This window comes from Aurantimonas sp. C2-5-R2 (genome assembly GCF_036549495.1).
Taxonomy (GTDB): Bacteria; Pseudomonadota; Alphaproteobacteria; order Rhizobiales; family Rhizobiaceae; genus Aurantimonas; species Aurantimonas coralicida_A.
The window spans coordinates 80,931-102,344 of sequence record NZ_JAZHLJ010000001.1 but is presented as its reverse complement, the minus strand read 5'-3'; the positions used below and the strand labels follow the sequence as shown (position 1 = coordinate 102,344).

27 protein-coding genes and 1 pseudogene are annotated in these 21,414 nt (G+C 64.1%); 15 read left to right on the top strand and 13 right to left on the bottom strand.

What is annotated here, in order from left to right:
* Positions 1-26: 26 nt before the first annotated feature.
* Positions 27-1,007 (top strand): aldo/keto reductase, encoded by a 981-nt coding sequence (locus VQ044_RS00520; RefSeq protein ID WP_327645002.1) that lies wholly within the window; start codon positions 27-29, stop codon positions 1,005-1,007.
* A 150-nt stretch (positions 1,008-1,157) separates the two neighbouring features.
* Here VQ044_RS00520 and VQ044_RS00515 read toward each other — a convergent pair whose 3' ends face one another.
* The 3 genes from VQ044_RS00515 to VQ044_RS00505 are packed head-to-tail and all read right to left on the bottom strand — an operon-like array spanning position 1,158 to position 2,748.
* A complete protein-coding gene (locus VQ044_RS00515; RefSeq protein ID WP_327622382.1) occupies positions 1,158-1,691 on the bottom strand; it encodes a helix-turn-helix transcriptional regulator in 534 nt (177 codons plus the stop codon).
* The gene (locus tag VQ044_RS00510; RefSeq protein ID WP_327645001.1) at positions 1,688-2,290 is read right to left on the bottom strand and encodes a cytochrome b/b6 domain-containing protein; all 603 of its coding nucleotides are present in this window, start codon (positions 2,288-2,290) and stop codon (positions 1,688-1,690) included. The genes VQ044_RS00515 and VQ044_RS00510 overlap by 4 nt, the downstream gene beginning before the upstream one ends.
* A complete protein-coding gene (locus VQ044_RS00505; protein WP_327644999.1) occupies positions 2,290-2,748 on the bottom strand; it encodes a PepSY domain-containing protein in 459 nt (152 codons plus the stop codon). Before VQ044_RS00505 ends, VQ044_RS00510 begins: the two co-directional genes overlap by 1 nt.
* A gap of 378 nt (positions 2,749-3,126) precedes the next feature.
* Here VQ044_RS00505 and VQ044_RS00500 point away from each other — a divergent pair, with 378 nt between their 5' ends.
* The 6 genes from VQ044_RS00500 (at position 3,127) to VQ044_RS00475 (ending at position 6,928) form a co-directional block, all read left to right on the top strand.
* Positions 3,127-4,149, top strand: a complete 1,023-nt coding sequence (locus VQ044_RS00500; protein ID WP_327622378.1) for a TerC family protein — start codon at positions 3,127-3,129, stop codon at positions 4,147-4,149.
* 20 nt (positions 4,150-4,169) lie between these two features.
* On the top strand, positions 4,170-4,541 hold the full coding sequence (locus VQ044_RS00495) for an AtpZ/AtpI family protein (RefSeq protein ID WP_327644997.1): 372 nt from the start codon (positions 4,170-4,172) through the stop codon (positions 4,539-4,541).
* A 150-nt stretch (positions 4,542-4,691) separates the two neighbouring features.
* A complete protein-coding gene (locus VQ044_RS00490; protein ID WP_327644995.1) occupies positions 4,692-5,450 on the top strand; it encodes a F0F1 ATP synthase subunit A in 759 nt (252 codons plus the stop codon).
* 81 nt (positions 5,451-5,531) lie between these two features.
* Positions 5,532-5,759 carry a F0F1 ATP synthase subunit C gene (locus VQ044_RS00485; protein ID WP_327622375.1) on the top strand — a complete coding sequence of 76 codons (228 nt, stop codon included), beginning with the start codon at positions 5,532-5,534 and terminating at the stop codon, positions 5,757-5,759.
* A 73-nt stretch (positions 5,760-5,832) separates the two neighbouring features.
* Complete coding sequence (locus VQ044_RS00480) at positions 5,833-6,438, top strand: F0F1 ATP synthase subunit B (protein WP_327644993.1); 606 nt, start codon at positions 5,833-5,835, stop codon at positions 6,436-6,438.
* 10 nt (positions 6,439-6,448) lie between these two features.
* Positions 6,449-6,928 (top strand): F0F1 ATP synthase subunit B, encoded by a 480-nt coding sequence (locus tag VQ044_RS00475; protein ID WP_327644992.1) that lies wholly within the window; start codon positions 6,449-6,451, stop codon positions 6,926-6,928.
* Positions 6,929-7,032: 104 nt separating this feature from the next.
* Here VQ044_RS00475 and VQ044_RS00470 read toward each other — a convergent pair whose 3' ends face one another.
* Together VQ044_RS00470 and VQ044_RS00465 are read right to left on the bottom strand one after the other, a co-directional pair.
* Positions 7,033-7,743, bottom strand: a complete 711-nt coding sequence (locus tag VQ044_RS00470) for a ribonuclease HII (protein ID WP_327644990.1) — start codon at positions 7,741-7,743, stop codon at positions 7,033-7,035.
* Between the two features lie 116 nt (positions 7,744-7,859).
* Complete coding sequence (locus VQ044_RS00465; protein WP_327644989.1) at positions 7,860-9,017, bottom strand: PA0069 family radical SAM protein; 1,158 nt, start codon at positions 9,015-9,017, stop codon at positions 7,860-7,862.
* Between the two features lie 139 nt (positions 9,018-9,156).
* On the opposite strand from VQ044_RS00465, the gene VQ044_RS00460 reads away from it, so the two are divergent.
* Positions 9,157-9,669 (top strand): glycosyl transferase family 2, encoded by a 513-nt coding sequence (locus tag VQ044_RS00460; protein ID WP_327622479.1) that lies wholly within the window; start codon positions 9,157-9,159, stop codon positions 9,667-9,669.
* A 3-nt stretch (positions 9,670-9,672) separates the two neighbouring features.
* On the opposite strand, the gene moaB is transcribed toward VQ044_RS00460, so the two are convergent.
* The 4 genes from moaB to VQ044_RS00440 all read right to left on the bottom strand — a co-directional run bounded on the left by moaB (position 9,673) and on the right by VQ044_RS00440 (position 14,122).
* Entirely contained in the window at positions 9,673-10,221 is a 549-nt protein-coding gene (gene moaB / locus VQ044_RS00455) for a molybdenum cofactor biosynthesis protein B (RefSeq protein WP_327622370.1), read from the bottom strand.
* Positions 10,222-10,239: 18 nt separating this feature from the next.
* Positions 10,240-11,124 carry a 4-(cytidine 5'-diphospho)-2-C-methyl-D-erythritol kinase gene (locus tag VQ044_RS00450; protein ID WP_327644988.1) on the bottom strand — a complete coding sequence of 295 codons (885 nt, stop codon included), beginning with the start codon at positions 11,122-11,124 and terminating at the stop codon, positions 10,240-10,242.
* Between the two features lie 17 nt (positions 11,125-11,141).
* A complete protein-coding gene (locus VQ044_RS00445) occupies positions 11,142-12,986 on the bottom strand; it encodes a tetratricopeptide repeat protein (RefSeq protein WP_327644987.1) in 1,845 nt (614 codons plus the stop codon).
* 200 nt (positions 12,987-13,186) lie between these two features.
* Positions 13,187-14,122, bottom strand: a complete 936-nt coding sequence (locus VQ044_RS00440) for a polyprenyl synthetase family protein (RefSeq protein WP_442872839.1) — start codon at positions 14,120-14,122, stop codon at positions 13,187-13,189.
* A gap of 320 nt (positions 14,123-14,442) precedes the next feature.
* Here VQ044_RS00440 and VQ044_RS00435 point away from each other — a divergent pair, with 320 nt between their 5' ends.
* The 4 genes from VQ044_RS00435 (at position 14,443) to VQ044_RS00420 (ending at position 16,703) form a co-directional block, all read left to right on the top strand.
* A complete protein-coding gene (locus tag VQ044_RS00435) occupies positions 14,443-14,661 on the top strand; it encodes a putative signal transducing protein (RefSeq protein ID WP_327622365.1) in 219 nt (72 codons plus the stop codon).
* A complete protein-coding gene (locus VQ044_RS00430; protein WP_327644984.1) occupies positions 14,648-15,460 on the top strand; it encodes a tRNA1(Val) (adenine(37)-N6)-methyltransferase in 813 nt (270 codons plus the stop codon). The genes VQ044_RS00435 and VQ044_RS00430 overlap by 14 nt, the downstream gene beginning before the upstream one ends.
* Positions 15,461-15,550: 90 nt before the next feature.
* Positions 15,551-16,426, top strand: a complete 876-nt coding sequence (locus VQ044_RS00425) for a S49 family peptidase (RefSeq protein WP_327622363.1) — start codon at positions 15,551-15,553, stop codon at positions 16,424-16,426.
* A gap of 94 nt (positions 16,427-16,520) precedes the next feature.
* Positions 16,521-16,703 (top strand): hypothetical protein, encoded by a 183-nt coding sequence (locus VQ044_RS00420; protein WP_327644982.1) that lies wholly within the window; start codon positions 16,521-16,523, stop codon positions 16,701-16,703.
* 184 nt (positions 16,704-16,887) lie between these two features.
* Here VQ044_RS00420 and VQ044_RS00415 read toward each other — a convergent pair.
* A pseudogene (locus VQ044_RS00415) lies at positions 16,888-17,127 on the bottom strand (PACE efflux transporter); the annotation flags it as partial.
* A gap of 175 nt (positions 17,128-17,302) precedes the next feature.
* On the bottom strand, positions 17,303-17,563 hold the full coding sequence (locus tag VQ044_RS25605; RefSeq protein ID WP_442873793.1) for a chlorhexidine efflux transporter: 261 nt from the start codon (positions 17,561-17,563) through the stop codon (positions 17,303-17,305).
* 333 nt (positions 17,564-17,896) lie between these two features.
* Between VQ044_RS25605 and VQ044_RS00405 the strand changes: the two genes are divergently transcribed.
* Together VQ044_RS00405 and VQ044_RS00400 are read left to right on the top strand one after the other, a co-directional pair.
* Positions 17,897-18,211, top strand: a complete 315-nt coding sequence (locus tag VQ044_RS00405; RefSeq protein WP_327644979.1) for a YdeI/OmpD-associated family protein — start codon at positions 17,897-17,899, stop codon at positions 18,209-18,211.
* A gap of 191 nt (positions 18,212-18,402) precedes the next feature.
* Positions 18,403-19,347 (top strand): glycine--tRNA ligase subunit alpha, encoded by a 945-nt coding sequence (locus tag VQ044_RS00400; protein WP_327644978.1) that lies wholly within the window; start codon positions 18,403-18,405, stop codon positions 19,345-19,347.
* A 3-nt stretch (positions 19,348-19,350) separates the two neighbouring features.
* Here the strand turns inward: VQ044_RS00400 and VQ044_RS00395 are convergent, their stop codons facing one another.
* Together VQ044_RS00395 and VQ044_RS00390 are read right to left on the bottom strand one after the other, a co-directional pair.
* The gene (locus tag VQ044_RS00395) at positions 19,351-19,680 is read right to left on the bottom strand and encodes a DUF5615 family PIN-like protein (protein ID WP_327644976.1); all 330 of its coding nucleotides are present in this window, start codon (positions 19,678-19,680) and stop codon (positions 19,351-19,353) included.
* A 2-nt stretch (positions 19,681-19,682) separates the two neighbouring features.
* On the bottom strand, positions 19,683-20,345 hold the full coding sequence (locus VQ044_RS00390) for a DUF433 domain-containing protein (protein ID WP_327644974.1): 663 nt from the start codon (positions 20,343-20,345) through the stop codon (positions 19,683-19,685).
* 168 nt (positions 20,346-20,513) lie between these two features.
* Here VQ044_RS00390 and ypfJ point away from each other — a divergent pair, with 168 nt between their 5' ends.
* Entirely contained in the window at positions 20,514-21,410 is an 897-nt protein-coding gene (gene ypfJ / locus VQ044_RS00385; RefSeq protein WP_327622360.1) for a KPN_02809 family neutral zinc metallopeptidase, read from the top strand.
* Positions 21,411-21,414 lie beyond the last annotated feature (4 nt).

Below are 21,414 nucleotides of genomic sequence, written 5' to 3'. Positions count from 1 at the left end.
AGCTAGCGCCTCGCAAGGAATCCGCCATGAAGACGATCAAGCTCGGCCGTACCGGCCTCGATGTCACGCCGCTCTGCCTCGGCTGCATGAGCTACGGTGCATCCGACGCCGGGACGCATTCCTGGTCGATGCCCGAAGAGGAAAGCCGGCCGTTCATCCGCCGGGCGATCGAGCTTGGCATCAACTTTTTCGACACCGCCAACACCTATTCGGCCGGCACCAGCGAGGAGATCGTCGGGCGGGCGCTGAAGGATTTTGGCAACCGCGACGAACTGGTCATCGCCACCAAGGTGTTCAACCGTATGCATGACGGCCCGAACGGCATGGGCCTGTCACGCAAGGCGATCTTCAGCGAGATCGACAAGAGCCTGAAACGGCTCGGCACCGACTATGTCGACCTCTATCAGATCCATCGCTGGGACTACCGCACGCCGATCGAGGAAACGCTGGAGGCGCTGCACGACGTCGTCAAGGCAGGCAAGGCCCGCTACATTGGCGCGTCCTCCATGCATGCCTGGCAGTTCGCCAAGGCGCTGCATCTGTCGGAAAAGCATGGATGGACGCGATTCGTGACCATGCAGAACCATCTGAACCTGCTCTATCGCGAAGAGGAACGCGAGATGCTGCCGCTGTGCCGGGATGAAGGCATCGGCGTCATCCCGTGGTCGCCGATGGCACGTGGGCGCCTGACTCGCGCTTGGGACGAGACCACCCACCGCTTCGATACCGACGAGGTCGCCAAGAAGCTGTACCGCGTCCACGAGGATGCCGAGAAGGCGATCATCGACGCGGTTGGCGAGATCGCCAAGGCGCGGGGAGTGGCTCGAGCGCAGGTGGCGCTGGCTTGGACCCGCCAGAAACCGGGCGTGACCGCGCCGATCGTCGGCGCGACCAAGATGCAACATCTCGACGATGCCGTGGCGTCCCTCGATATTGAACTGACCGCGGACGAGATCGCCGCACTGGAAGCGCCCTATCAGCCGCGTGCGGTGGCCGGTTTCAAATAGCGGAAATCGGCCCGCCGGCGTTGCCCGGTCGTTTGGCGACGGCCAGGGAATGCGGCCGAGATTGCCGACGCAGTGCCCTGTCGATCAAGGCCTTGGCGGGGAAGGACGGCTGTGCATAAGCGGGCAGCCGGCTTCACAAAGCCCGATACTCTAATTGGCCGAGGCGGACGGCTTGACGATCGATGCGCAAAGCAGTTCCTCGATAAACAGCGAAATGAACTGAGGCCGGTTCGAGACCTTGGCTTTGGCATAAACACGGGCGAGTTGTGCCCGGACCGTGCCCGAAGCCGCGCCGCGAAAAGCTGCTATCTCGGCCACATCCAGGCCCTTGAGCGCAAACAGCGCGACATCCGCCTCCGCTGGCGTCAACCCCCAGTCTTCGAAGTAGGCGTCGATCAACTCCGCGAAAGCGCCAGAGGCGGACGACAGGGCGGCTTCCGCGCGCCGGTTGCGTTCGAGCGTGCGACGCATTTCGAAGGCGGCGAACGCAATCCCGAGAATAAGGGCGAAAGCGACAGCGCCCTCGAGCGCGGTGTGGGCGGTAAGACCACCCCATCGCAGATCGCTCGCCACATCGGCGACGAAAAAGACGGCGCAGAGCGTTTGAATGGCGAGCAAGGCGGCGAGAAGGACGGCTCTCCGCGAACTGGATTGCGAGGATTTTGATTGCGAAGACTTGGTCAACTGCGGTGTTTTCGCTTTCTCACGCCCGCTACCATGGCGCCCACGAGATTTCTGCCGGAGAGGCGAGATTCGAGCGCAACGCCGCCGACATGGAGCGCGGCGAGCAACAATAGCAAATTCGCCGCCACCTCGTGAATCTCTTCAACGAACTCTTCACCCTCCTCCTCGCGCTCGCCGTAGGATTGCGAAATATGCTCGCCTGTTTCGCCATCAGGAAAGGGAGCGCTTTCGAGCATCACCCCGGTGACCGACACGGTCAAAAGCATGCCCCAGAGCGCGTACGCCATCAACGCGCCAAGCGGATTGTGCGAGCGATGCGTGTGTCGGGTGCCGGAAAACATATCGCGGATGTGACCGAACGCGGCGGAAAGGCTTGGTGGGAAGGACGAAAACCGCGCTTCCTCCGTGCCGATCACACCCCAGACGAGCCGCAGCGCCAACAGGCCGAACGCTGCGTATCCGATCCAAACATGCGCAAGCGACTCCGCTTCGATGAAAATCCCGTTGAGCAGCACCGCTGCGGCGATCGTCCAATGCGTCAGACGAACGAGCGGGTCCCACACCCGCTCGCCTTCCGACGTGTCGATTTTAGAGGCCATCAGTCCTCTTCCTCGACGCGCAGAACCTGGCCATTCGCGGGATCGATCTTCATCTCCCAGCGACGCCCCCCTTTGAGCGCATAGACTTCGATTTCGCCACGCTCACGTTCATACTTGACGATTTCATATCCGTCCGCGGCCAGGGACGCGCGGATGTCGGCATCCTTGGCGCCGGGGCGCGGCCATGGACCGCGCCGCACGCTGTCGTCGATCTCGACAACTTCGCCCGTCACTGCGTCGACATACAGCTCATGCCGCCGGTCCTCCTTGGCGGCGGTCACTTCGATCCGGCCGTTCTCCTGCTCATAGCGGGTCATGTCATAGCCGCTTTCCGCGAGGGCTTGTCCGATCTCCTGCGCGGAGACACCGAGCTTTGCGCCCATCGTCGGTTCGGCGGCGAAAGCGGTGCCCGCGAGAACCACCGAGGCGGCGATCGCTCCGAATGCAATGCGTTTCATGTCAATCTCCTCAATTCTGGACCAACGGCGAAAGGCTCCACCGATGATCCAGCATTGGCCCTTGAAGCGGACGGGCGCGATCCGACAGGCGCGTATGAAGGACCGGGTAAGCGGCCGCTTACGACCTCCCCTCGCACAGGACCAATGCTTGCCGCTCTCGACAGACGGAAGACCCGCGATCCGCGAGGGCCCGGCGAAATCGCCGGCGCATGCCTTTCAAACCCGCCTCCGGCGTCACATCTATGCAATGGGCGAGCGGGCGGCGCGGCGGTGGAGCCAAGCGTTCCGGGGTGATAGGCGGTGCCGGCTGTTTCGATCGACGGTCCGGACGGATGACGCCGTCGGATCAATTGTGCGACGGCCGTGAAAGGTGATGGCATGGATGTGCCGATGTGGGTGTGGTTGGCGACGATCGGAGGGATCGCCGCTCTGTTCCTGTTCGATTTTCTTGTCCACGTCCGCAAGCTTCATCACCCCTCGCTCAAGGAAGCCGGCATCTGGTCGACCTTCTACGTTGTCGTCGCACTCATCTTCGGCGCGGGGCTGTGGTGGGTGTGGGGACACGACCACGGGGTAGAATATCTGGCCGGCTACATTACCGAAAAGAGCCTGTCGGTCGACAATCTGTTCGTCTTCGTCATCATCATGGCAAAGTTTCAGGTGCCGGCGAACTTCCAGCAGAAGGCGCTTCTGATCGGCATCGTGATCGCGCTTCTCATGCGCGGCGTCTTCATCGCCGTCGGTGCCGCCGCGATCGAGCAATTTTCCTGGGTATTCTATCTCTTCGGCATCTTCCTTCTGTGGACCGCCTATACCCTGGCCAAGGAGAGCCTGACCGGCGGCCATGTCCAGGGTGAGGACTATGAGCCCAACGCGGTGGTCAAATTCATCGAGCGGCGGTTTCCGGTCACCGACGATTACCGGCGCGCCGCCCTCTTTGTCCGTGAAAAAGGACGGCTGCTGGTGACGCCGATGTTCGTGGTTATCGTCGCTCTCGGCGTGACAGACTTGCTGTTCGCGTTCGATTCCATTCCCGCGATCTACGGCCTGACCGAGGAGCCCTATATCGTCTTTACGGCGAACGCCTTCGCGCTGCTCGGACTTCTGCAGCTCTATTTCCTGATTGGCGGGCTGCTCGATCGGCTTGTCTATCTGGGCGCGGGTCTGGCGTTGATCCTTGCCTTTATCGGCGTCAAGCTGATCTTCCACGCGATGGAAACCAATACGCTGCCGTTCATCAACGGGGGCGACAGCATCGAGGCGGTACCCCACATCTCGACGTGGCTGTCGCTTGCGGTCATCGTGTCGATTCTCGCCATCACGACGATCGCGAGTCTCGTCGCGAGCCGGAATGGATCGAAATCGGTCAAGCATGCGGAACGGGCCGAAGAGCAAGCCTGACCGAAAACGGGGAATTGCCAATGCCATCGGAACGCGACCCGACCAGCGTCGAGCCGGAGACGACGTCCCCGGGCGAGGATGCCGAGTGGGCGGCGCGACGTGACGACCTGTCGAAACGGCTGGCCGAACAACGTCGGCGTCTTCCGGAAAATCGCGAGCCGGCGAACCGCTCCCAGGGCATGCGCGGTGCGGCCCAGGGCCTCAAGGTCGCCAGCGAGTTCGTCGCCGGCATTTTGGTCGGGGCGGCGATCGGATATTTCATCGATCAGCTTGCCGGCACCAGCCCTTTCGGCCTTATCGTCTTTCTGCTGCTCGGATTTGCCGCGGGCGTCTTGAATGTGATCCGGGGGATTTCCGGCAACGGCTCACCCGGCGACCCCGGCCAGCTCTGATCGGACACCTCTGATTATGGATTCCTCCTCACAAACTCGCGTCCATATTCTCATCTGATGCTCTAGGGAGTTGCGAAGCGCGGTTGGGGACGCTATGGGCATGGCGGCCCTCGCCGGGCCACGCTGTGAATTGATGAAGGGCCCGAGAGTTTGGAAACCGATCCGACCGATCCGATCCACCAGTTTCAGATTTCCAAGATTGTTCCGATCGAGATCGGCAATCTGGATTTCTCGTTCACCAATTCTGCGCAGTTCATGGTGCTGACCGTCGCGATCACGACGGCCTTCCTGTATTATTCGACGCGTGGTCGCGGCCTTGTGCCGAGCCGCGTCCAGTCGATGACGGAACTTTCCTACGAGTTCGTCGCCAACATGCTGCGTGACGCGGCGGGCACCGGGGGCATGAAATTCTTCCCCTTCGTGTTCTCGCTGTTCATGTTCATTCTGGTCGCGAACCTTTTGGGAATGGTGCCGTATTTCTTTACGGTGACCAGCCATCTGATCGTGACCTTTGCGCTCGCGATGCTGGTGATGGGCGTCGTCGTCGTCTACGGTTTCATGAAGCACGGGCTGGGCTTCTTCAAACTCTTCGTGCCGGAGGGCGTGCCAGGCATCCTGATGCCGCTGGTGGTGATGATCGAGGTGATCTCGTTCCTGTCCCGGCCGGTTTCACTCTCGGTTCGTCTCTTCGCCAACATGCTGGCGGGCCACATTACGCTGAAGGTATTTGCCGGATTCGTCGTGTCGCTGAGCGCCTTCGGCGCCCTCGGGATCGCCAGTTCGATCCTCCCGCTGGCCATGGCGGTCGCGCTGACGGCGCTCGAATTTCTGGTCGCCGCGCTTCAGGCCTACGTCTTCGCCGTTCTGACCTGTATGTATCTGAACGACGCGATACATCCGGGCCACTGAGAACCGGCCTCCAGATAACCCATGGCGGCCGCGAGGTCGCCGACATCCACCGCAATCGGACAATTTCAAAGGAGTTTTGACATGGAAGCGGACGCAGCAAAGTTCATCGGCGCAGGTCTTGCAACGCTCGGCATGGGCGGCGCGGCCATTGGCCTCGGCAACATCTTCGGTCAGTATCTGGCGGGCGCGCTGCGCAATCCGTCGGCCGCCGACGGCCAGTTCGGCCGCCTGATCTTCGGCTTCGCGGTGACGGAAGCGCTCGGCATCTTCGCACTGCTGGTCGCGCTTCTGCTGCTGTTCGCCGTCTGATCGGCATTCGCCAATTTGAGACGAGACGACCGGCGGCAAATCCTGCCGCCGGTCCGCTTTGCCGGAGCCACCGATGTTCGTAAGTCAAGCCTTGGCGCAGACTGAAAACCCAGACGCCGTCGATCTGCCTCCCGCCAGCGACACGGCGGCCGCGCATGGCGAGACGATCGCCATCGAAGGCGAACACGAAGGTGTTTTCCCGCCCTTCAACAGCGAATTCTTCGCCTCGCAGCTGCTCTGGCTGGCGATCACCTTCGGCGTCTTCTACCTGGTTCTGCAGAAGGTGATTCTGCCGCGGATCGCGGGCGTCCTGGAAAATCGGCGCGATCGCATCGCGCTCGATCTCGAGGCCGCCGAGCGGATGAAGTCCGATGCGGACGAAGCCCAGGCTGCCTACGAGCAGGAGTTGGCGGAGGCGCGCGATCGCTCCCACAAGATCGCCCATGACGCTCGCGACTCGGCACGTGAAGATGCCGAGCAGGAGCGCAAGCGCCTTGACCAGCAGCTGGACGAAAAACTGGAAGCGGCCCAGATCCGCATCGCCGAGATCAAGACTGAGGCGATGAAGGATGTCGGCGTGATCGCCGAGGACACCGCCGAGACCATCCTGCGCGAAGTCGCACAGCTCGAGGTCTCGCGCGACGAGATCGCCGGCGCCGTGACGGCCGTTCGGAGCTGAGGAGACGACGATGGACAATTCATTCTGGGCCTTCGTCGCCCTCGTCATCTTTCTGGCGCTGGTCTGGTATCTGAAGGCGCCGACCAAGGTCGGAAAGTCGCTCGACGACCGGGCGGCGCGGATCCGCAACGAGATCGAGGAGGCGCGCGAGCTGAAGGAGGAGGCCAAGCAGCAGTTGGCCGAATATCAGCGTCGTCGCCAGGAAGCCGAGCAGGAAGCCAAGGACATCGTCGCCGCCGCCAAGCGGGAAGCGACGCTGTTGCTCGAGGACGCGAATCGCAAGAACGAGGAATATGTCGCCCGTCGCACGGCCATGGCGGAGACCAAGATCGCCCAGGCCGAAGGCGACGCCGTGGCCGAGGTGCGGGCATCGGCCGTCAATCTCGCCGTCGCCGCGGCCGCCAAGGTTCTGGCGGACCGCAATTCGGGAAGCGAGGCCGGCCGATTCATCGACGAATCGATCGGCGAAGTTCGCAAGCATCTGAACTGACCGCTGCCGCGACACCCGCGGCGCGCGGAAAGACTTTGACGAAGGGGTTCGCCATTGGCGGCCCTTTTTCGTTCCGGATGGTCCTCCACGACCGGACGAACGCTCTATTCGGCGGCGTCCAGAAGATCGGCGCGCAACGGCCGGAAGCTCATCCGGTGGAGTGGGGTCGGACCCAACCGGGCGATCGCCGCGAGATGCTCGGGCGTGCCATAGCCCATGTGGCGGGAGAAGCCGTAGCCGTCGAAGGCGCGGCAGACGCGGCACATGATTCGGTCGCGAGTGACCTTCGCGACGATCGAGGCGGCCGCGATCGACAGCGACAGCGCGTCACCGGAAATCACTGCGGTGCCCGGACAGCGCAACAGCGGCGGTATGTCACGGCCGTCGACGAGAACATGGCAGGCCGCCTGAGGTAGCGCGTGCAGCGCGCGCCGCATGGCGATCAGCGTCGCGCCGCGGATGTTGAAGCGGTCGATCTCCGCCGCGCTCGCCGAAGCGATGCCGACATGGGCCGATGCGAGGATTTCGGCGAACAGCCACTCGCGCTTGGCAGCATCCAGCTTCTTGGAATCGTCGAGGCCGTCCGGCAGCCGGTCGCGGTCAAGCACCACGGCCGCGGCCACCACGGGCCCCGCCAGCGGGCCGCGCCCCGCCTCGTCGATGCCGGCGATGCGCCGCATGCCACGTTCGATCAGCCCCGCTTCCCGGACATAGTCGGGACCTGCCCGTCTCGCGGCCTTGCGGCGCGGGGCTGGTCTGGAAGGAGCGGGAGAATCGGAGGAACGGCGAGCCATGATGCGGCAAGACTCGCGCATTCTCCGATTCTCCACAAGTCTCGCCGCGTTCCGGGGGGAAGAACCGGCGAGTGCGCCGGACCGCGAGGGGCTGGCGGCCAGACGATCGAGCGGGGAAAAGTCTCCCCGGGGTGGGATCAGAGCAGCGCCAGTTGGACGCCGGCCCCCTTCGGCGGCGTGAACCGGTCGCATCTGAGTTCGGTGCGCGTTTCGTTGAGACCCAACCGCCGGGCCGTCATTTCGAAGCGTCGCCGAATCTGGAATGCATAGGGTCCGGTGCCGCGCATCCGCTTGTTCCACTCGGCGTCGTAGTCCTTGCCGTCACGCATCGAACGCAGCAGCGCCAAGACGTGCCGGTAGCGATTGGGGTAATGGCGCAGCAGCCATTCCTTGAATAGCGGCGAGACTTCGAGCGGCAGGCGCAAGAGCACGTAGCCGACCTCACGCGCGCCGGCCGTGCTGGCCGATTCGAGCACCCGCTCGATCTCCGAATCGGTCAGGCCGGGAATGATCGGCGCCATCATCACCATCGTCGGAATGCCAGCCTCGCTGAGCGCCTTGACCGCCTCGAGCCGCTTGGCCGGCGTCGCCGCGCGCGGCTCCATCGCCCTGGCAAGGGTCCGGTCGAGAGTGGTCACCGACAGGGCGACCTTCGCCAATCCCTTCGCCGCCATGCGTTGGAGAATGTCGATGTCGCGCAGGACGAGGGCGGACTTGGTGACGATCCCGACGGGATGGTTGGCGGCTTCCAGCACTTCGAGAATTTCGCGCATGATCCGCCAGGTCTTCTCGACCGGCTGATAGGGGTCGGTATTGGTGCCGATGGCGATGGATTTCACCTCGTAGCCTGGCTTGGAAAGCTCTCTTTCCAGAAGCTCGGCGGCATTCGGCTTGGCAAACAGCCTGGATTCGAAGTCCAGCCCGGCGGAGAGCCCCATATAGGCGTGGGTCGGCCGCGCGAAACAATTGACGCAGCCGTGCTCGCAACCCCGATACGGATTCACCGAACGGTCGAACGAGATGTCGGGCGAACTGTTGCGGGTGATGATCGTCTTGGGTTTTTCGACCTGGACGTCGGTCTTGAACGCCGGAAGTTCGTCGAGACTGTTCCACCCGTCGTCGACGGCGCTGCGCGCGAAGGGCTCGTAACGGCCGCTCGGATTGATCCCCGCGCCACGCCCGCGCCGCCGCTCGAAGCCGATCCGCAGACCCGATTCGGCGACGATGTGATTGGCGATATCTATGCCGTCAGGGGCGGCGAAAGCCGCGCGATCGGCGCTCTTGATGTCCTGCATGGTCGGAACCTTCCGGCTCGCTCGTTCGATGTATGAATAGAGTCCTAATTCGGAAATGAGAACAATACAAGAACAAAAAAGTTCCACCGCTGGTTTTTGGGGGCAGGCTCGGCTAAGCGGGGATATGCTCAGCGTGTTGATGGACTGCGGACCGGACGACAGACAGCTTGCGGCGAGTCTCGCCACGCTTATCCCGGGCGCGGTCGAGGGCGTCGTTCGCGAGGTCGTGCTGGTCGATCGGGGAATGGGGCCTGCGGCGCGCAAGGTCGCCGATCACGCCGGCTGCCGGGTGGTCGCGGAGGAGGAGTTCCGCGTGGCGATCGAGACGGCCAAGGGGGATTGGCTGCTGCTGATGGAGCCCGGCGCCCGGCTGATGCCAGGATGGATCGGCGCCGTAACGGACCACGGCGAGGATGTGGCGCGCGGAACGGCGAAGATCGCGACGGCGCGTTTTCGCCGAGCGCGGATGGACCGGCCGAGCTTCCTGCAGCGGTTCCGGCAGATTCGCACCGCGCTCGCCGAGGGCTTCCTTGTGCAAAAGCCACAGGCGATCGGCCTCTCCAGGCTCGCCTTCAATCTGGAGGAGGTCGCCAAGGGCGTGGCGGTCGAGCGTCTGGCGGTGGAGATCAGGCCAGCGCTCAAGACAAAATAGCTCTCAGGCGTTGCCGCCGCCGCCACGGCGCAGATGTTCGTCGAGTCGGGGCATGATCTCGACGAAGTTGCATGGCTTGTGCCGGTAGTCGAGCTGCGCCTTGAGAATATGGTCCCATCCGTCGCGACAGGCGCCCGGCGAGCCGGGCAGGGCGAAGACGAAGGTGGCGGCGACGACTCCGCCAGTGGCGCGGGATTGGATCGTCGAGACGCCGATCTTGTCGTAGGAAATCCGGTGGAAGACGGCGGAAAAGCCATCCATGCGCTTTTCGAACAGCGGCTCCAGAGCCTCCGGCGTGACGTCGCGGCCGGTGAAACCCGTGCCGCCGGTGGTGATGACGACGTCGACGTCGTCGCGTTCGCACCAAGCGGTGACGACGTTGCGGATTTCCTCGATCTCGTCGCGGACGATTTTGCGGTCGGCGAGACGATGGCCGGCCTCTTCAAGCCGCGCGACGAGCACGGAGCCGGACTTGTCGTCGTCGATGGACCGCGTATCGGACACGGTCAGGACCGCGATCGACAGAGGAATGAAGGGTTTGTCCGTGCTCATGTCGCGCAAATCCTCATCTCAGTTCGGTCCCGACACCCACCATTCAGGATAGGCGGCTTTGATCCGGCTTCGCGCCCGCCGCATGTGTCCCGCGTCCTCGAAGAGGCCGAAGACCGTCGCGCCGGAGCCGGATATGCGGGCGAAGCGGGCACCTTCGGCGATAAGCCGTTCGCGCACGGCGTCGATCGTCGGGACCATGTCCACCGCCGTCGGCTCCAGATCGTTGCGGGTCTGCGAAAGCCATGTGGCGAGTGCCGCAATATCGGGGAATCCGCCCGGCGGCAACGGGGGCAAGGCCGGGTTGTCGCAACGTGGCAGCTTCGCGAACACCGCGGCGGTCGACACCGGCTCGCGCGGGTTGACCATCAGCAGGGGCAGGGGAGGAAGAACCGCCAGCGGCGACACGGTTTCGCCGATCCCGGTAACCAGCGCGGCCCGCCCGTCGAGGCACATCGGCACGTCGGCGCCGAGCGCGATCGATTCGCGGGTGAGGCGCTCCGCCGCATCGGGCACACGATCCGCGATCATCCGAAGAAGCGCCGCCGCATCCGCCGATCCGCCGCCGATGCCGGCGGCGACCGGAAGCTGCTTGTCGAGGTGGATCGCCAGCGGCGGCAGCGCCAAATCCCGTTCGGCTAGCAATGTTCTGGCGAAACTGGCGGCGCGCAGCAGAATGTTGTCGGCGCCGACCGGCACGTCGACGGCGAAGGGGCCGCCGACCTCCAGTCGATCTAGCGCATCTGGAGATGGCGCGACCGTGATGCTGTCGCCGGTATCGGCGGCGAAAACGACCAGGCTTTCCAGGCAGTGGTAGCCGTCGGCGCGGCGGCCGACGACATGCAGGGCCAGGTTGATCTTCGCTGGGGCGAGCAGCCGGGTCGGCGGTATGGCGAGAGGAGGCAAGAACCCGCCGCTCGGGCTCAATCGGCCTTGGTGTCGGAGCCGGGCGCCTTGATCGGACCGCCAGAGGAACTGTTGCGGGCCGCCCGCTCGACGTCCGTTGCCGCACCGTCGGCGGGTGCCTTCGCTTTCACGTCCGTCGGATCGAGACCCCGGGCGAGCTTGGCGCGGATGGTCTTGGCGGCCTCCTGCTCCGGCTTCGGCTCGCCGACGAGGGCGCGCTCCCACTGGAACCTGGCCTCCCGCGCGCGGCCGACCCGCCAATAGGCGTCGCCGAGATGGTCGTTGATGGTCGGGTCCATCGGCGTGATCAGCACCGCGCGTTCGAGTTGCTCGACCGCCTCTTCAAAACGGCCGAGGCGGAAATAGGCCCAGCCGAGCGAATCGATGATGTAGCCGTCATTGGGGCGCAACTCGACGGCCTTCTTGATCATGTCGAGGCCCTCTTTCAGGTTCTCGTTCATGTCGACCCAGGAATAGCCGAGATAGTTCAGGACCTGCGGCTGGTTCGGCGAAAGTTCGAGCGCCGTCTTGAAGTCGGGCTCGGCCTTGTCCCATTGCTTGGTCCGTTCAAAGGCGATGCCGCGCTGGTAATAGAGGTTCCAGTTCACCGTCTTTCCGGGTTCGGAAAGGGCGATCGCCTTGTTCAAGGCGTCGGCGGCCCCCTTGAATTCCTTGTCGGCGGCAAGCACGTCGGCGAGCGCGGTATGGGCCTTGATGTCGTCCGGATAGTCGCGCACGGCCCGCGTCAGATGGGCCTTGGCCTCGTCCTTGCGCTCGGCATACCAAAGATCGAGACCGATCTGCAGTTCCGCGGTGCGCCGATAGGCCGAGTTTTCCGGGATTTCCCGATAATAGGAAATCGCCAGATCCAGCCGTTCGGAGCGCTCGGCGATCCCGGCAAGGGCGGTCAGCAGCGCCGGATTGCGCGGCGCGACGGCGCGGGCCAACTGGAAATACAGGAGCGCGACCTGCTGGCCGTCGCCGCGATTGATCGCCTGCCCGAGAATGTAGAGCGTTTCGGCGGCGCCTTCCTGAACACTCGCGACGGCGGGCTCGATCGTCTCGCCCTTCTCGACGCGTTCTTTCAGATGCAGCAATGGGTCGTAGGTCGGCACGAGTTTCAGCCCGGCCTCGATCGCCTGAAGCGCGGCGTCGGTGTTGCTGGCGCGAGTCTCCAGCCGCGCCAGCGCTTCGGCGGCGGCGAGATAGGCGTCCGGCGAGGTCCGGGCCGATTCCTCGTCATCGACGACCTTGCGAAGCGCGATGCGTGCAACGTCCGGACGCCCGGCGACATCCGCGAGGAGGCCCTTCTGGTAATCGTTGAAGATCGCGAACCAGGGCGCCCCCGTGAGCGTGTCGAGTCGCGACAATGCCGCGTCGGTCCGCCCGGCGCCAAGCTCGGACCAGGCGATCAGCTGGCCGATCAGCAGGGCATCGAGATCGCTCGGCTTGGGCAGATCGAATTCGGCGATGGCGGCATCGAAATTGCCCTTGCTCAGGGCATCGATACCCAGCGCGATGCGCGCGACCTTGCTGGCCTCCGGCGCGGCGCGCAGCTTCGCGGCCATGTCGACGCCGTCCTTGAAGCGCCCGTCGGCGATAAAGGCGAACATTGCGTCCTGCTGCAACAGGTCGGAGGTCGGGTCCATCGACAGGGCTTGCGCGAAGAAATCGGTGGCGGCCTCGAGATCGCCGTCGCGTTGTGCCGATTTGGCGGCGAGATAGGCGCCCGAAAGCGACTGGGCCTGGGCCAAGGCCGGTTTCGCCTTCGCTCCATCGCCGGCGGCTCGCGCGGCGGGAGCCGCCGTGGCGGCGAAGAGGGCGGTTGCTGTCAGCAATGTCAGAAAGCGCGATGTCTGCACGTAAAATCCTCTTTCCGGGCCACGCCGACCGGTGATGAAGCGCGGCGACTTCTTGCCGAAATCCTGGCTGACCTTAGTCCAGCGGCTTACCGAGGTGAAGCCGCGACGGTCGCGAATGCAGGGTCAATACGGTGTTGCACCGAGAGATTGTCGGGATTGCGGCCCGCGCGACGGCGGTGGGCAATGGCGGCTCGCCCGTATCAATTGACACGGTCGATGCAGAACGCGACGACGCCGAGAAGCGCCTCGCGGCTTGGCGAGGCCGGCAGCGAGGTCGCGGCTTCGTGTGCCGCCTCGCCGTAGAGCCGGGCCCGGGCGATCGTCGCTTCCAGTGCGCCATGCGCGCGAATCAGCCCCTTGGCCTGCCGAAGCGCCTCGTCGTCGTTGCGACCGCCCTCCATGGCGTCGCGCCAAAAGGCCCGCTCCGTCTCGTCACCCGCCTGGTAGGCGAGAATCACCGGCAGGGTGATCTTGCCTTCGCGAAAATCGTCGCCGGTGTTCTTGCCGAGATCGGTGGCGGATCCATCGTAGTCGAGCACATCGTCGACCAGCTGGAAGGCGAGGCCGAGGTTGCGTCCATAGCGGCGCATCGCCTCGCGCTCGGCCATGCCGGCCCCGGCAACGACCGGGCCGACCTCCGCCGCGGCGGAGAACAGCGCCGCGGTCTTGGCGTCGACGACCGCGAGATAGTCGGCCTCGCTCGTCGTCATGTGTTTGGCCGCCGAAAGCTGCCAGACCTCGCCCTCGGCGATGACAGCCGACGCCGTGGACAAAATGTCGAGCGCGGCGAGCGAGCCGACCTCGACCATCATCTTGAAGGCCTGGCCGAGCAGGAAATCGCCGACGAGAACGCTGGCCTGATTGCCCCAGATCGTACGGGCGGTCTTCTTGCCCCGCCTGAGATCGCTTTCGTCGACGACATCGTCATGGAGCAGCGTCGCCGTGTGCATGAACTCGACGCTCGCGGCGAGTTTCACATGCGCGTCGCCGTCATAGCCATGCGCCAGCGCCGACGCGATCGTCAGCATCGGCCGCAGCCGCTTGCCGCCAGAGGAGATCAGGTGCTCGGCGATCTCTGGAATCAGCTCGACATTCGAGCCGGCCATCGAAAGGATCAACTCGTTGACGCGGGTCATGTCGGACGCCGTGACCGCGAGGATCGGTTCGATCGAACCGCGGGTATCAGTTCGCCCGACGGGGCTGGCCAAGCTCACCATGTCACTCCGTTGGTTTCCCTCGCGGGCCGCGAGGGTGTTGCCGAACATCGATCCCGAAGATGGCGTCGGCGCCGCCGATATAAAGGCCTCGACCCCGCCACGCCGGGAGAACGCGCGTCGGTTTCGCCCCAGCCCTTGCTATGACCGGCGCAATTCGGGCACCTATATCCCGGTCGGCCCGCATGCGGCCCCACCTTTCCCCGGCATCGGTCGCCCCTTTTTTCGAAGCGGTTCACATCATGCAAGAACTCATGCGTTCCAATGACGCCGTTCTCATATCCTTTGTCGACGCTCTCCTGAATGACGCGGACATTCCGCATTTTGTCGCCGATGTCCACATGAGTATTCTCGATGGGTCGATCGGCGTGCTGCCGCGCCGCGTTCTGGTCGACCCAGATCACCTCGACCAGGCCCGCAGAATCCTCAAAGACGCCGAACTCGGCCATGAACTGTCCTGATCGGGCATCCACCGCCGACGACACGGACCCGTCGCAGGTTCGCCGCGACGCGTTTTATCGTGGCCGGTTCGTGGTGCTGCAGCCGGCGCGCGGCGGCTACCGGTCGGGTCTCGACGCGATGCTTCTGGCCGCGACGCTGCCCGAATCGGCGACGGGCAGTGTTGCCGATATCGGCGCCGGGGCAGGGGTGGTCGGCCTCGCCGCGGCCTGCCGGGCCGAACGGGTCGAGGTGACGCTGGTCGAGAAGAGCGCGGCCATGGCCGACCTTGCACGACGGGGACTGACCTTGCCGGAGAACGTGGCTCATCAAAATCGCGTGCGCGTCGTCGCGGCGGACATCCTCGCGGGTCGTGCCGGTCGTGAGGCCGCCGGCCTTTGCGACGGCGCGTTTCAGCATGTTCTCACCAATCCGCCGTTCTATCCGCACGGCCACCGCGCCTCGCCCGACCCGTTGCGCGCCGAGGCCCTCATTGCCACAGACGCCGACTTCCTGCCGCGCTGGGTGCGCGCCTGTGCCGCCCTGCTCGGCCATGGCGGTCGGTTCACGGCCATCGTGCGGCCGGACGCGCTGCCCGCGATGCTACAGGCGAGCGAAGGCCGGCTCGGCGGGATTCGCGTGTTGCCCATTCATTCACGCTCCGCGGCGCCGGCGATTCGCCTGATGGTTGCCGGGCGCAAGGGATCACGCGTACCCCTCGCGGTGCTGCCCGGCCGCACGCTGCATGCGCCCGACGGCGGGTTGGAGCCCTTCGCCGAGGCGATCGCGGCGGGCACGGCGGATATCGCGCTCGATTGCTGATTCGACGGAACGCGCGGTCGGCGCGTTGCGAACCGGCCGATCGCGCTTACATGCCAAGCCTGATCTTGTCCCAGCAACAAAGGCCTTCCGTTGGCGAATCCCCTCCAGAAAATCCTTCCCAAGCGCTTCCGCTCCGATGCCACCGTGATCCCCGTGGTTCGGCTGTCGGGTGCGATCATGACCTCGCAGAGCGCGCTGCGGCCGACGCTGTCGCTGGCAACCGCCGCGCCGGTCCTGCAGAAGGCCTTCGATTACAAGAAGGCGCCCGCGGTGGCGATCGTCGTCAATTCGCCCGGCGGCTCGCCGGTACAGTCGCGGCTGATCCATCAGCGGATTCGCGATCTCGCCGAGGAGAAGGGCAAGCGGGTTCTCGTGTTCGTCGAAGATGTCGCGGCGTCCGGCGGCTACATGATCGCCTGCGCCGGCGACGAAATCATCGCCGACCCTTCCTCCATCGTCGGCTCGATCGGCGTCGTCTCCGGCTCCTTCGGCTTCGTCGAGGCGATCGCCAAGCTCGGCATCGAACGCCGGGTGCATACCGCCGGCACCAGCAAGGCGACGCTCGACCCGTTCCAGCCGGAAAAAGCCGAGGACGTCGAACATCTGAAGGCGCTGCAACGCGAGGTCCACCAGACCTTCATCGATCTGGTCAAGCAAAGTCGCGGCGCTAGGCTGGTCGAAGACGACGACCTGTTTTCCGGCCTGTTCTGGTCGGGACTGCGCGGGCGCGACCTCGGCCTTGTCGATCAGATCGGCGACCTGCGCGGCACCTTGCGCGCCCGCTTCGGCGACAAGGTCAAACCGGTATTGATCCAGGCGAGCCGCAGCCTGTTCGGCCGCAAGCAGCCGGGCATTCGCGCCGACATGGTCGCGGGCGCCGGGCTGGCCTCGATCGGCGCCGGCTTCGCTTCGGAAATATTGAGCACCGCCGAGGAGCGCGCCCTGTGGGCTCGCTTCGGGCTTTGAAACGGGCGGGAACCGCGGGGCGCGCGGTTCCTTTCTATTGCCGAGGCGCGCGCCTCAGCGCATAATCGCCGGACCTTCAGGAGAATGGTCGAAGATGCCGCAGTTTCTTCTTCTTGGCCTCGTCGGGGCCGCCGCCTTGTTTGGCTACAAGCAGATGAAGCGGGACGCCGATCGTCTGGCTGAGCGCAATCGCCGCGCCGAATCCGAAATGAAGACCGGCGCGCAAGGCACGCTGGTGCGCGGCGACGACGGGATTTATCGCATCAAGAAGGATTGAGCGGGCGTCCCGCGTGATCGGAGACAAAAAGCCTGCTTTGACCGCGGCGGCCGACGGGATGTCGACTCTGATCCGGTTCAGTTTGGGCGGTTGAGGACCTCGCCAGGCATGGCCGCGAGCGGGGGTCCGCGATTTGAAACAGAATACAGTGATTCTGTTTCAGTTCTGAGCGGATCACAAGTTTTTAAATCGACCCTTCGGCGGCCTGATTCCACTCGGGAAGTGGGAAAATCTTGTCGTATGCCCAGTTAAAAACGAACGCGTAAACGAGGTAGAAAAGTGCGAAACTCACGTCCATCAGGAACGCCTGAAATAACCCGACGCCAAGATACCAAGCGAACAGAGGAAGCACCCAAACGAGCAATCCCGCCTCGAAGGCGAATGCATGAACTACCCGCAATTTCAACGTCTTAGAGGCCGTTTCGAAACCCTGCCAAGACCAGCCTCCATGGTTCACCCGGGACGCCCAAACCCGCGGAAATCGGGTATCATGTCATTGCGGAGCGACCATCCGAGGGGCCTTTGAACCCGCCGCAGTGAGTTTCGAAACGGACTCTTAGAGGCCGTTTCGAAACCCTGCCACGACCAGCCTCCATGGTTCACCCGGGACGCCCAAACCCGCGGAAATCGGGTATCATGTCATTGCGGAGCGACCATCCGAGGGGCCTTTGAACCCGCCGCAGTGAGTTTCGAAACGGACTCTTAGAAGTTCGCCCGTAAAAGCGCCACATCATGTGGTCGAACCCGAGGTTGTAGGCGTAATTCCAAAGCGTTGCGATTGTCGCCCCGATAAGAGCCACGACACCGATCTGCGAGGTGGGAAGGTGAAAAGCCCAAGCGCCAAGCGGCGTAACAATCATCAAGCCGATGACTTCGAAACTGAGCGCGTGGCGAACTCGGTCGCTGGTCGATCGCATGGGACTCCCCTCTATTGCGACAAACCGGGCCGTCCCGGCAGTTCTACCCTTTACGGGGGGAGGTCGTCCTACAACAAAACTTCATATGGCCATTTTGGCGAAATTCTTGAAGGGCCTCGTATTCTCCAAATCTGAAACAGAATGCATAATTCTGTTGCAGATTCCCCGGAATGCCCGCGCTCCATCGTGGACATTCTTTTATCCAGTGGGCAAGCTTGCGCCATGGTTCCGCGGATTGGCGAACTCGCCAGTCGGGGCGACGCGCCGGGAGGTCTCGTGGCAAACCCCTTTTCCCATGGCACCGTCCATGACGCAGGAGAAGATCTTCAGGCGGCGCTGCGGTCGGATCCGCAAATCCTCGCGCTGTGGGAAAGCCTGACGCCGCTCGGTCGCAACGAGTTCATCTGCTGGGTCGAGGACGCGAAACAGCCGAAAACGCGCCGGCGACGCATCGAGCGAACCCGTGAGGAACTGTTGGAGGGCAAGAAGCGGCCCTGCTGCTGGGCGGGGTGCATTCACCGCACCGACAAGGCGCCCGGCCGTTGGCAGCAGGCTGTCCTGATCAATCGGAAAGAGAAGAAGGGTCCGTAGCCGGCTTGGGCGACCTCTCCGATCTACCGTCCCCCGGGAAACGCTAGTGTCGGGATTCCCTGTCCGGGTCAGGCGCACCGAGACGCGGCCCACCCAAACCTTGACCGGCCTCGTGCCCGCGTGGCAACTCGCGGGCAATCGTTTCCGCCCGCCGCGATCGCCCGCGGGCCCCAATCCGGACCGCTCCTATCATGTCAGACACGCCCTCCCACATGGACCCGCGCCGCTCCTTCCAGGCGCTGATCCTGACGCTCCACCGCTACTGGGCCGACTATGGCTGCGTGGTGCTGCAACCCTACGACATGGAGGTCGGCGCCGGTACCTTCCATCCGGCGACGACGCTGCGCGCGCTCGGGCCGAAGCGATGGAACGCGGCCTATGTCCAGCCGTCGCGGCGGCCCAAGGACGGGCGTTACGGCGAGAACCCCAACCGGTTGCAGCATTATTACCAGTATCAGGTGATCCTGAAGCCGAACCCGTCGAACCTGCAGGAGCTCTATCTCGGCTCGCTCGCCGCGATCGGCATCGACCCGCTGCTGCACGACATCCGCTTCGTCGAGGACGATTGGGAAAGCCCGACGCTGGGCGCCTGGGGCCTCGGCTGGGAGTGCTGGTGCGACGGCATGGAGGTGTCGCAGTTCACTTATTTCCAGCAGGTCTGCGGCATCGAATGCGCGCCGGTGGCGGGCGAACTGACCTATGGCCTGGAACGTCTCGCCATGTATGTGCAGAATGTCGACAACGTCTACGACCTCAATTTCAACGGCCGCGAGGGCGAGGAAAAGGTCAGCTATGGCGACGTCTTCCTACAGGCCGAGCAGGAATATTCGCGCTACAATTTCGAGTTCGCCGACACGGCGATGTTGCTCAAGCATTTCGACGATGCCGAGGCCGAATGCCTGGCGCTCCTGAAGGCGGGGGCGCCGAGCGATCCGGGCGCACTGCATCGCTGTGTGCTGCCGGCCTACGACCAGTGCATCAAGGCCTCCCACGTCTTCAATCTGCTCGACGCGCGCGGCGTCATTTCGGTCACCGAGCGCCAGAGCTACATCCTGCGCGTCCGCACCCTCGCCAAGGCCTGCGGCGAGGCGTTCTTGCTGACCGACGCGGGCGGGGCACTGTCCGCGGCCGCCTGACGGCTACCGGATCTCGACAATTCGCTCTCCGGCGTCCAGCGCCGCGACCAGTTCCGGCAAGGCAGCCTCGAAGACGTGGCGCAAGACCGGATTGCTTACGTTTCCCAATCTCACCCAAACGACGGGAGCACCGGGCTCCTCGTCGTTGGCCAGGCTGAGGAAATCAGCGTCCTTAGTGATCAGGACCGCTCTGGTATGGCACGCGTGATCCCAAATCAAGCGATCGTCGGAAGCGCCAAGGCCGATTCGATTGACATGATCGGCTTCGTGTCCAGCCTCCCGCAGGTAATCAGCCAAGCCGGGGGGCAACTGCGCATCCACCAGGAAACGCACGACTAGGCCGCTCGGATGACGCGGTGGTCGATCATTCCGGCGGCATAGCCCAGCGCCGCGTCGATATCCTTCTCCGAGAGATAGTCGAAATCTCTTAGAATATCCCCGCGTGCCGCTCCCGAGGCCAGCATTTCGAGGATATCGGTAACACACACGCGCGTGCCGCGAATCGTCGGCCGCCCTCCGCAGATGGCGGGATCCGAGACAATGCGGCCGGCTCTGTCATCATCGGCGCGGCGGAGTACGCCGGGTCGGATTTGTTCAAACTCGTCATGCAGAACATTGATCCGGTCTTCTTCCCGTCTTCGCTTTCCGTAGGCTGCGAGAAATGCCTCCAGAGCCACGGTCACCTCGCTCGCCAGTCGCGTGTCCGGTGGCACGACGGCGAACCATTGCCTGAGCATCTTTTCGGTTCGATCGCCGTCCGGTTCAGCGTCCGGATGACCTTTGACTGCGAGATAGTCCTCAGCCCTTTCGAATTGCCGGCGAAGAAACTTGCTGGGTGCGAAGCGCCAGGTTTCGCCATCGCGCAGGGCGTACCAGGAGCGGGTGAAAGACACGCGGCGTAGGAGTTCCGGGCTCCGATCCAGCGCGTCACCGTAGCGGATGATCTGCGTTTGCGCTTGATCGAGGGAAACCACCGGTTTCGGCAAAGGCTTCGACATGTTTGTCATCCATTCAGGTAAAATAGATATGCACGTTAATACACCATAATAATCTTTCGGTCCAACGCTGTATCCGTGTCACCGGATGCGACATCGCATTTGCTTTTCCACCGGACGGCTTATTTCCCCCTGTCATACGGAGAAGCTTTTCAATCACGAGAGGTCGCGATGCAGTGGCGCGGACGCAGACAGTCGAGCAATATCGAGGACAGGCGGGGCTCTGGCGGCGGCTTCGGCCGGCGCGGTGGCGGGGGCTTGCGGCTGCCGATACGGGCCGGGGGCGGCGGCACCATCGGCCTGCTCATCGTGGCGGCGGTGCTGTGGCTCGGCTTCGGGATCAACCCATTGCAGCTTCTCGGCATGGCGGATGGCGGCGGCAGCAGCTATCAGACCAGCCAGCGCACCGGCCCGGGCGTCGCAGGCACCGCCGACACGACCGATGATTTCGTCGCGACCGTCCTTGCCGACACCGAGGATGTTTGGACCCAGCGCTTCCAGGAGGCGGGCGAAACCTATCCGGCGCCGACCCTCGTCTTGTTCACCGACCGGGTCGATTCGGCCTGCGGCATCGCCGGCGCGGCGACCGGGCCATTCTACTGCCCGTCCGATTCCAAGCTCTATATCGATCTCGGCTTCTTCGACCAACTGCGCAACCAGCTCGGCGCGCCGGGCGATTTCGCCCAAGCCTATGTTATCGCCCACGAGGTCGGCCACCACATCCAGAACCTCACCGGTGTCTTGCCGAAGTTCAACCAGGCGCGCTCGCGCATGAGCGAGTCGGACGCGAACGCCATGTCGGTGCGGGTGGAGTTGCAGGCCGATTGCTATGCCGGCATTTGGGCGAATGGCAGTCAGCAAGCCGGATATCTGGAGGCCGGCGATATCGACGAGGCGCTGAACGCCGCCCAGCAGATCGGCGACGACACGCTGCAAAAGCGCAGCCAGGGCACCGTGGTGCCGGACAGCTTCACCCATGGCACGTCGGCGCAGCGCCAGGAGTGGTTCCGGCGCGGCTTCGATAGCGGCGATTTCGGCGCCTGCGATACGCTGAGCGGTGCGATCTGAGGCG

Bases quoted from the DNA above. Each gene is read 5' to 3' on its own strand.
- moaB (WP_327622370.1), bottom strand. From the start codon at position 10,221: ATGAGCACGGACAAACCCTTCATTCCTCTGTCGATCGCGGTCCTGACC.
- VQ044_RS00485 (WP_327622375.1), top strand. From the start codon at position 5,532: ATGGAAGCGGACGCAGCAAAGTTCATCGGCGCAGGTCTTGCAACGCTC.
- VQ044_RS00430 (WP_327644984.1), top strand. From the start codon at position 14,648: ATGAACTGTCCTGATCGGGCATCCACCGCCGACGACACGGACCCGTCG.
- VQ044_RS00520 (WP_327645002.1), top strand. From the start codon at position 27: ATGAAGACGATCAAGCTCGGCCGTACCGGCCTCGATGTCACGCCGCTC.
- VQ044_RS00460 (WP_327622479.1), top strand. From the start codon at position 9,157: ATGGACTGCGGACCGGACGACAGACAGCTTGCGGCGAGTCTCGCCACG.
- VQ044_RS00465 (WP_327644989.1), bottom strand. From the start codon at position 9,017: ATGCAGGACATCAAGAGCGCCGATCGCGCGGCTTTCGCCGCCCCTGAC.
- VQ044_RS00475 (WP_327644992.1), top strand. From the start codon at position 6,449: ATGGACAATTCATTCTGGGCCTTCGTCGCCCTCGTCATCTTTCTGGCG.
- VQ044_RS00390 (WP_327644974.1), bottom strand. From the start codon at position 20,345: ATGTCGAAGCCTTTGCCGAAACCGGTGGTTTCCCTCGATCAAGCGCAA.
- VQ044_RS00505 (WP_327644999.1), bottom strand. From the start codon at position 2,748: ATGAAACGCATTGCATTCGGAGCGATCGCCGCCTCGGTGGTTCTCGCG.
- VQ044_RS25605 (WP_442873793.1), bottom strand. From the start codon at position 17,563: ATGATTGTTACGCCGCTTGGCGCTTGGGCTTTTCACCTTCCCACCTCG.
- VQ044_RS00440 (WP_442872839.1), bottom strand. From the start codon at position 14,122: ATGACCCGCGTCAACGAGTTGATCCTTTCGATGGCCGGCTCGAATGTC.
- ypfJ (WP_327622360.1), top strand. From the start codon at position 20,514: ATGCAGTGGCGCGGACGCAGACAGTCGAGCAATATCGAGGACAGGCGG.
- VQ044_RS00400 (WP_327644978.1), top strand. From the start codon at position 18,403: ATGTCAGACACGCCCTCCCACATGGACCCGCGCCGCTCCTTCCAGGCG.
- VQ044_RS00470 (WP_327644990.1), bottom strand. From the start codon at position 7,743: ATGCGCGAGTCTTGCCGCATCATGGCTCGCCGTTCCTCCGATTCTCCC.
- VQ044_RS00480 (WP_327644993.1), top strand. From the start codon at position 5,833: ATGTTCGTAAGTCAAGCCTTGGCGCAGACTGAAAACCCAGACGCCGTC.
- VQ044_RS00510 (WP_327645001.1), bottom strand. From the start codon at position 2,290: ATGGCCTCTAAAATCGACACGTCGGAAGGCGAGCGGGTGTGGGACCCG.
- VQ044_RS00500 (WP_327622378.1), top strand. From the start codon at position 3,127: ATGGATGTGCCGATGTGGGTGTGGTTGGCGACGATCGGAGGGATCGCC.
- VQ044_RS00420 (WP_327644982.1), top strand. From the start codon at position 16,521: ATGCCGCAGTTTCTTCTTCTTGGCCTCGTCGGGGCCGCCGCCTTGTTT.
- VQ044_RS00435 (WP_327622365.1), top strand. From the start codon at position 14,443: ATGCAAGAACTCATGCGTTCCAATGACGCCGTTCTCATATCCTTTGTC.
- VQ044_RS00495 (WP_327644997.1), top strand. From the start codon at position 4,170: ATGCCATCGGAACGCGACCCGACCAGCGTCGAGCCGGAGACGACGTCC.